Annotated in this window: 9 protein-coding genes and 1 tRNA gene; 4 read left to right on the forward strand and 6 right to left on the reverse strand. The window is 66.1% G+C overall.

Features of this window, described 5'->3' with window-relative positions:
* On the forward strand, positions 1-247 hold a 247-nt coding region (locus AX681_RS13820; RefSeq protein ID WP_331710020.1), incomplete at its 5' end, for a pyrroline-5-carboxylate reductase family protein.
* A 61-nt stretch (positions 248-308) separates the two neighbouring features.
* A complete protein-coding gene (locus tag AX681_RS13825; protein ID WP_066663542.1) occupies positions 309-938 on the forward strand; it encodes a hemerythrin domain-containing protein in 630 nt (209 codons plus the stop codon).
* A gap of 2 nt (positions 939-940) precedes the next feature.
* Here AX681_RS13825 and AX681_RS13830 read toward each other — a convergent pair whose 3' ends face one another.
* Positions 941-1,423 carry a MarR family winged helix-turn-helix transcriptional regulator gene (locus AX681_RS13830; RefSeq protein ID WP_066663539.1) on the reverse strand — a complete coding sequence of 161 codons (483 nt, stop codon included), beginning with the start codon at positions 1,421-1,423 and terminating at the stop codon, positions 941-943.
* On the opposite strand from AX681_RS13830, the gene AX681_RS13835 reads away from it, so the two are divergent.
* Positions 1,422-2,570: a branched-chain amino acid aminotransferase gene (locus AX681_RS13835; protein WP_082738088.1), complete on the forward strand. Its 1,149-nt coding sequence runs from the start codon at positions 1,422-1,424 to the stop codon at positions 2,568-2,570. The genes AX681_RS13830 and AX681_RS13835 overlap by 2 nt on opposite strands.
* Before the next feature lie 156 nt (positions 2,571-2,726).
* Positions 2,727-2,801, forward strand: a tRNA-Gln gene (locus AX681_RS13840).
* Positions 2,802-2,810: 9 nt separating this feature from the next.
* On the opposite strand, the gene AX681_RS13845 is transcribed toward AX681_RS13840, so the two are convergent.
* From AX681_RS13845 to AX681_RS13865, 5 genes are all read right to left on the reverse strand, one after another.
* Entirely contained in the window at positions 2,811-4,487 is a 1,677-nt protein-coding gene (locus AX681_RS13845) for a GMC oxidoreductase (protein ID WP_066663534.1), read from the reverse strand.
* Between the two features lie 21 nt (positions 4,488-4,508).
* Positions 4,509-5,348 carry a sugar phosphate isomerase/epimerase family protein gene (locus AX681_RS13850; RefSeq protein ID WP_066663532.1) on the reverse strand — a complete coding sequence of 280 codons (840 nt, stop codon included), beginning with the start codon at positions 5,346-5,348 and terminating at the stop codon, positions 4,509-4,511.
* The gene (locus AX681_RS13855; protein ID WP_066663530.1) at positions 5,345-5,905 is read right to left on the reverse strand and encodes a gluconate 2-dehydrogenase subunit 3 family protein; all 561 of its coding nucleotides are present in this window, start codon (positions 5,903-5,905) and stop codon (positions 5,345-5,347) included. Before AX681_RS13855 ends, AX681_RS13850 begins: the two co-directional genes overlap by 4 nt.
* On the reverse strand, positions 5,902-6,726 hold the full coding sequence (locus AX681_RS13860) for a 3-keto-disaccharide hydrolase (protein WP_231733821.1): 825 nt from the start codon (positions 6,724-6,726) through the stop codon (positions 5,902-5,904). The genes AX681_RS13855 and AX681_RS13860 overlap by 4 nt, the downstream gene beginning before the upstream one ends.
* A gap of 11 nt (positions 6,727-6,737) precedes the next feature.
* Positions 6,738-7,636, reverse strand: an 899-nt coding sequence (locus AX681_RS13865) for a hydroxypyruvate isomerase family protein (RefSeq protein ID WP_231734959.1), incomplete at its 5' end; no start/stop codon positions are given.

Here is a 7,636-nt window from a genome sequence, read left to right on the forward strand (position 1 = left end):
GGTCGGTATCCCCGCCGATCAGGCGCTGCGGCTCGCGCTGGCAACGGTCGAGGGCGGGGCGCTGCTCGCCGCCCGGTCCAGCGACAGCCCCGCGACGCTCGCCGACAAAGTCGCCAGCCCCGGCGGTTCGACGCACAAGGGGCTCGACGTGCTCGACGCCGAGGCCGCGCTGGTCAAGTTGCTCACCGCCACGCTCGAAGCGTCGGAGCGCCGCAACGCCGAGATGGCCGCCGCCGCGCGCAGTTAAGGCGGAACGTCCAACCTGCTGAAAACGTTGTCGCGCCAGTATTCAATCCACGGAGGCGATGATGGCGACCAAGACGCAGAGCAGATCGACCCAAGCAGATAATCAGACCCGCGACAGCAAGGGCCGGTTCAAGGACGAAGGCGGCTGGGGCGGGAGCTTCGGCGCGATTGCCGGCGCTACCGCGGCAGGGGCGGCACTGGGCGTGCTGGCCATGCTCGGCCGCAAGGCGGCGGTGCAGTCGCCGACGTTGCTGGCGGGCGACTGGATGGACGGCCTCATCGCCGAGCATCAGGCGGTGCTCAAGCTGCTCGACGCGATCGAAGCGACCGACGACAGCGCCACCGCGCGGCGAACCATGATGCTGACCCAGCTCAAGCACGCGCTGGCCAAGCATGCGATCGAGGAAGAGAATGTCATCTACCCCGCGCTGCGCGAGGCAGGGAAGGTCGCCGAAGCCGATGAGCTCAACAGCGAGCACGGCTATGTGAAGCAGCATTTGTACGAGCTGGACAATATGCCCGCCGCCAGCCCGCAATTCCTCGCCACGATCCGCAAGCTGCGCGGCGAGCTGGAAGAGCATATGAAGGATGAGGAGGAGCGGCTGTTCCCGGAACTGCGCGCGAGCCTGTCGGACGAGAAGAACGCCGTACTGACCAAGGCAATGAACCGCGAAGGGTTCAAGGTGGCGTGACCCTAACGCCCCAGATCTGACACCCGCTTGCGCTCGTCGGCGGGGATCAGCCCTTCGAGCACGGCCCAGAACCCCCCGACCGCCGCCTGTCCCGCCGAGGAATAGGCGGCGGTCATTTTTTCGCGCAGCGCGTCGAACAGCTCCGCCTCCAGCTGCGTCCCCGCCGGGGTCAGGCGGAGCAACCGCTGCCGCCGATCCTCGCGCCCCGGCCGCGTCTCGATCAGCGCGCGTTCGGTCAGGTCGGTCAGCACCCGGCCCAGCGATTGCTTGGTGATCGCAAGCAGCGTGATCAGTTCCCCCACGGTGATATCCGGCTGACGCGCAACGAAGTAGAGCGCCCGATGGTGCGCGCGTCCCAGACCCTGCGCCGCCAGCCCCTCATCGATCGAGCGGGTCAGGTTACTGTAGCCAAAGTACAGCAATTCCACGCCCCGCCGGATTTCGGCCTCGCGAAGAAATAGTGGGGACGCAGTTGGGACAGCCATGTTGACCTGTTTTGCCATCGGGCTTAGGCCTGCGCAACGATCAATTCAGGAGAGTGAAGTGAGCAGCCTGACGTTTCAGATCGAGGCCAACCCGGCTCCCGTCGAGGCGAACGAGCGCACCCGCCTGCTCGCCGACCCCGGTTTCGGCAAGCTGTTCACCGATCACATGGCGATGATCCGCTGGTCGGACACGCAGGGCTGGCATGACGCGAAGATCACCGCGCGCGGCCCGCTGATGCTCGATCCGGCCACTGCCGTACTGCATTATGCGCAGGAGATTTTCGAGGGGCTGAAGGCCTATCGTCTGAGCGATGGCGGCACCGCACTGTTCCGGCCAGAGGAGAATGCCCGGCGCTTTCGCGAGTCCGCGCGGCGCATGGCGATGCCGGAGCTGCCCGATGACCTGTTCATCGGATCGCTCGAAGCATTGGTCGCCGCCGATCGCGACTGGATCCCCAGCCTTGAGGGCGGGTCGCTGTACCTCCGCCCGTTCATGTTCGCGAGCGAGGTGTTCCTGGGCGTGAAGCCGGCGAGCGAATATCTCTACCTCGTCATCGCCTCGCCCGCCGGAGCCTATTTCAAAGGCGGGGCCAAGGCGGTGACGATCTGGGTGTCCGACCATTATACCCGCGCCGCACCGGGCGGTACGGGGGCAGCCAAGTGCGGCGGCAACTATGCGTCGAGTCTCGTCGCGCAGGCCGAGGCGATCAAGGAGGGCTGTGACCAGGTCGTGTTCCTCGACGCGGCCGAGCGCCGCTGGGTCGAGGAGCTGGGCGGCATGAACCTGTTCTTCGTGTTCGACGATGGCAGCATGGTCACCCCGCCGCTGACCGGCACGATCCTGCCCGGCATCACGCGGGAATCGATCATCGCGCTGGCCCGTGAGCAGGGAATCACCGTGCGCGAAGAAGCCTATGCGATCGACCAGTGGGAGGCCGATGCGAACAGCGGCCGGCTGGTCGAGACCTTCGCCTGTGGCACAGCAGCGGTGGTGACGCCGGTCGGTCAGGTGAAAAGCCGCACCGGCGGGTTCACCATCGGCGGCGGCGGTCCGGGACAGGTGACCGAAGCGCTCAAGACGCGCCTGACTGCGATCCAGCGCGGTGAAGCGCCGGACCCGCATGGCTGGGTGCATCGGTTTGCCTGATAGCTGCGGCACCAGCCCGCTCCCCCGCCCAGCCACCCATCGATCGACCCTATGGGTGGCCGGGCGGGGGAGCGGGCTGGTGCCGGGTTTAAACGACTCTAAACCCTCTTTTCACACGCGGCGCGGCGCTCTAAGGGCGTCGCTTCCGCACGATGTTGGGGCGTAGCCAAGCGGTAAGGCAGCGGTTTTTGGTACCGCCATGCGCTGGTTCGAATCCAGCCGCCCCAGCCAACCAAATCTTCAGATCGCGCCCGCCTTCAGCTGCTTGACTGCATGGTCGGCGGCGCGCGCCGTGAGCGCCATGAAGGTCAGCGACGGGTTGACGCACGACACCGACGCCATCTGCGCGCCATCGGTGACGAACAGGTTCGCCGCGTCATGCGCCTGGCTCCATTTGTTGAGCACCGCCTCTCGCGGGTCATGCCCCATGCGTGCGCCGCCCATCTCGTGGATCGCGTCGCCCGGCACATGCTCACCGCGCCAGCTGTGCACGTTGAGCATGCCCGCCGCCTTGAGCATCTTCTCGCCCTCGGTCCGCGCATCGTCCATCATGCGGATCTCATTGTCGCGGAAGCGCACGTCGAAGCGCATCAGCGGGACGCCGAACCGGTCGACCTTGTCGGCATGGAGGCTGACGCGGTTATCCTCATAGGGCAGGCACTCGCCGAACGCCCCCATTGCGAATTTCCACGGGCCATAGTCGCGCATTCCCTGCTTCATCGACGCACCGAAGCCCTTGGGCGGGGCCGGCTCGCGCCGCGCGCTGCCCTGGTAGCCATAGCCGCGGCGGAAGCCCACGCCTTCGTCCCCACCGACATTGCGGAAGCGCGGGATGTAGACGCCGCCGGGACGACGGCCATATTCGATGAACTCGCTGAACCCCGGAATCTCGCCCCCGACACCGACGCGGAAGATATGGTCCATCACATAGCGGCCCAGCGTCCCGCTGCTGTCGAAATGGCTCTTCCCGCTGCCCGGTGCGCGCGAGTTCATCAGGATCTGGGTCGATGCCATCGCCGAGGCGCACAGGAACACCATCCGCGCCGGAATGATCTCGACCTGCTTGGTCTTGGCATCGACCACGCGGACACCCGTCACGCGGCGGCGCGGCGCGTCATATTCGAGGCTGGTGACCACCGAATCCGGGCGCAGCGTCAGCCGTCCGGTCGCGCGGGCCAGCGGCAAGGTCACCGCCTGGGTCGAGAAATAGGCGCCGAACGAGCAACCGCGTCCGCACTGATTGCGAAACTGGCATTTGCTGCGCCCCTGGTCGGGCTTGTCCTCGGTCATGTTGGACAGGCGCGACGGGATCAGCTTGCGCCCGGGCGAGGTCGCTTCCAGCCGTTCCTTGAGCCATTTCTCCGCAACGTTCATCTGCATCGGCGGCTGGAACAGGCTGTCGGGGAGTTGCGGCAGATTCTCGCGCGATCCGGATACGCCGACAACCTTTTCGACATAGTCATACCAGGGCGCGAGATCGTCATAGCGGATCGGCCAGTCGATCCCGACATTCTCCTTCTTGTTCGCCTCGAAATCCTCCGGGCTCCAACGGAAGCTCCAGCGGCCCCAGATCAGCGACTTGCCGCCGACCGCACCGGGACGGATCCAGAAGAATTTGTCACCCTCGCCATAGGCATAGGGGTTGAGCCGGTCGTTATTGTAGAATTTCTGGCTCGAGGGCGCGATATAGCCGTTCTTCGCGATAAAATAATCGCTGTCGATCAACGGCTTGGGCATGATGTCGCGCGCCGGGATCTCGAACGGCGCCTTGCCGTCATAGTCATAGTCCTGACCATGTTCGACCATCACCCCGCGGTCGAGCATCAGGACGCGCAGCCCCTTTTCGGTCAGTTCCTTCGCCGCCCATCCGCCGCTCACCCCTGAGCCGATGACGATCGCATCGAACATGTCGGCCATGCCGATCCCCCCTCAATCCGGTTACGCGCCGATTCGGCGCAAATGGTCGAAACTCGCCTTGATGTCGGGCAGATAGGGCGCGGGCGCCTGATCATTTTCGACATAGAGATGCTGGACGCCGGCCTGCTTATTGAGCGTGAAGAGGTCGGCGAAATCGATCACGCCGGCGCCTACGCTGACCATGCGGCCATCGGCGGCGCGGTCCTTGACGTGATAGGCATAGATGCGGCCGGGCAGGCGCTTGATCACCGCCTTCACGTCCTCGCCCGCAGCGACGGCCCAGAACAGGTCGAGCTCGATCCTGACCAAGGCCGGGTCGCTCTCCGCCACCAGCAGGTCGAACAGACTGCGGCCGTCAGGGGCCTTCACGGTGAATTCGAAATCGTGATTGTGATAGGCAAAGCCGAGCCCGGCCTGTTTGAGCTGCCCCGCCCAGCGGTTGAAGTCGCCGATCGCGCGCTGAAACACCTGCGGGTCGCGCATCGGCGGGGTCAGCCACGGGAGGACGATCGTGTCGGCACCCAGCGTCTTCGCCATCTTGATCACGGCACCGAGATCGGCTGCCAGCGCCTCATAGCCGACATGGATCGACGGGCATTTCAGGCCGAGCCGATCCATCGCCTTGCGCAGCGCGGCATGGTCCATCTTGTCATAGCCGCCGCCGCCATATTCGACCTCGCGATAGCCGATCGCCGCGACCTTCTCGAGCGTCCCGATCGGGTCGGGGGCAAACAGTTCGCGCAGGGTGTAGAGCTGCAGGCCGATCGGCCGCGCCGTCGCGCGCGCCATCAGCGGCGCGGCGGCGAGGCTGGTCGCAAGCGCGGCGCCACCCGCCAGTAATTGGCGTCGGTCGATCATCATGACGAAAACACCTTCGTGCCGGGGGAATAGCGGTAGGCACCGTCATACCGCCCCGGCACCGGCAGATAGTCGCGCTCCTGCGTGATGCCGATTTCCGAAGTGAAGTATCCGGTGATGACGAGCTGGCGAAAGGCGGTGAAGAAGGTCAGGCCGCCGGGGATCTTGTCCTCCATCGCCAGCGTGATCAGCGCGTCCTGTTGTTCGGCGGTGGCGTTGACGGCGGCAATCTGGAAATCGGCCTGGCTGCGCGCAGCGATCGCATCGAGTCCGGCGAGGATCGGCTTGCGCTCGTCCGGCATCGCCCAATCGGCGAGCATCTTTTCGATGAACTCCGGCACGCCGGCGGCAATCGCGCCCGGGGTGTCGGTGGTCGGCATGATGCGCTCGCTAAGCGCGGTCATCAGTGCGCGCTGCTCCGCAGTGAACACCGGGGCGCTCGGCGGGCCATCGCTGATCGGGGTCATCTGCGCCGATGCTGCGCGCGCGATCGGCGCGAACAGCGCAGTGCCGAACATCGCCGCGATCCCGGCGAGTGCGTCGCGTCGGTCCAGTCTCATTTCTGCTCCCCGTGATGGTCGTGGCTCGCCGCAGCTTCGGGAAGCGGGCGCACCCAGATGTTGCGGAACGATACCGGCGAATTGTGATCCTGAAGCTGGATGGGCGCGGCGTCGCCATGCGCCTGATACTTGGCGACCTGTCGCCACACCGTCGTGCCACGCCAGGGTTGGCGGTTCTGCACCAGCACGCCGTTCAGGAAGGCGGTGATATATGCCGGGCGCAGCAGCTTCCCGTCCGCGGCGAAGCGCGGGCGTTCGAACACGATGTCATAGCTCTGCCACTCGCCGGGCGCGCGCGACGGGTTCACCAGCGGCGGCGTGCTGCCATAGATCGCGCCGACCGTGCCATCGGCATAGGTTGGGTTGTTATAGCCGTCGAGGATCTGGATTTCGTAGCGCTGCATGAACCAGATGCCGCTGTTGCCGCGATCCTGCGAGCTTTTCTCGGGCGGGTTCGGCGAGCGGAATTCGAGGTGCAGCTGGACGTCGCCGAAGCTCACCTTGCTGATCAGCGCATTCTCGCCCCCGCCGCCGGTGCGGGGACGTGACGTGACGGCACCATCGGCAACCGTCCACGGCGTGTGCTGCGGCTGCCACGCGTCGAGCGATGTGCCGGCGAACAGCACGATCGCGTCCGACGGCGCGCCGCCGGGCTGGGCGGCGGGAGTTACGACGGTGGGATGCGGACGATCCGCGTCATGCACCTTCCAGTTGGTGCCGGGGATCACCGGCGTATCGCGAAAGCCGGGCTTTTCCTGCGCCGGGGCCGAACCGCTCGCCGCAGCCAATGCCAGCGCCGATATGGGCAGAGTCAGTTTCACGCGCTTCCCCTTCATGCCGCGTCGATCGCGCGATAGGCGGCGAGCAGGCGCTCCTCGCCCGCGCGGCCTTCGACCGAATTGCCGTGTTCCATGCCGATCACCCCGGCAAAGCGCTTCGCACGCAGCCAGCGGACGATGTTGGCATAGTTGATCTCGCCCGTGCCCGGCTCCTTGCGGCCCGGATTGTCACCGAACTGGAGATAGGCGATCTCGCTCCAGCAGCTGTCCAGCGTGCGGACCAGATGCCCCGCCTGAATCTGTTCGTGATAGAGATCGGCGAGGATCTTCACCGCCGGACTGTCGACGCCGCGCGCCACCGCATAGCCCTGTGGCACGGTCTGCAGGAACACGCCGGGATGATCGACGAGCGTGTTGAGCGGCTCCATCACCATCACGAGCCCATGCGGCGCGACGATGTCGGCGGCGCGGCGCATCGTGTCGATCACCCGACCGGTCTGGATGTCGATCGGCACACGACGGTCGAGAAAGCCGGGGACCACGGTCATCCACTTGGCATTGAGGCGCTTGGCGACGTCGATCGACGCGCGGATATCGGCGAGGAAAGCGGTGCGGTCGCCATCGTCATTCGCGCCGAGCACCGGCCGCGACTGCGCCCATTTGGGCATCGACGCGACGAACACACCCATCGTCATCCCGCGTTGCTGCAGCGCGCGCGCTATCGCGACCTGCTCTTCGACCGGCCGACCGGCGGCTTCATTGTCCTCCCAGGCGGTGAAGCCCTGATCGGCGGCAAACGCGATCTGTTCAAGCCGGTGGCCCCGGCTCGCAAAACTGCCCTCATGCGGCGCGAAGCCGAGCGAGAAGCGCGACGCGTTCGATTGTCTCGCGACGCTCGGCATTGCCGCCGCGCCCGCCACGGCGGCACCGGCGGCAAGGAGGAAGCGCCGCG

It is taken from the genome of Sphingomonas sp. CCH9-E2 (genome assembly GCF_001557215.1).
Taxonomy (GTDB): Bacteria; Pseudomonadota; Alphaproteobacteria; order Sphingomonadales; family Sphingomonadaceae; genus Sphingomonas.

Coding starts and splice junctions, on each gene's coding strand:
- AX681_RS13825 (WP_066663542.1), top strand. CDS start 309: ATGGCGACCAAGACGCAGAGCAGATCGACCCAAGCAGATAATCAGACC.
- AX681_RS13835 (WP_082738088.1), top strand. CDS start 1,422: ATGTTGACCTGTTTTGCCATCGGGCTTAGGCCTGCGCAACGATCAATT.
- AX681_RS13830 (WP_066663539.1), bottom strand. CDS start 1,423: ATGGCTGTCCCAACTGCGTCCCCACTATTTCTTCGCGAGGCCGAAATC.
- AX681_RS13845 (WP_066663534.1), bottom strand. CDS start 4,487: ATGGCCGACATGTTCGATGCGATCGTCATCGGCTCAGGGGTGAGCGGC.
- AX681_RS13850 (WP_066663532.1), bottom strand. CDS start 5,348: ATGATGATCGACCGACGCCAATTACTGGCGGGTGGCGCCGCGCTTGCG.
- AX681_RS13855 (WP_066663530.1), bottom strand. CDS start 5,905: ATGAGACTGGACCGACGCGACGCACTCGCCGGGATCGCGGCGATGTTC.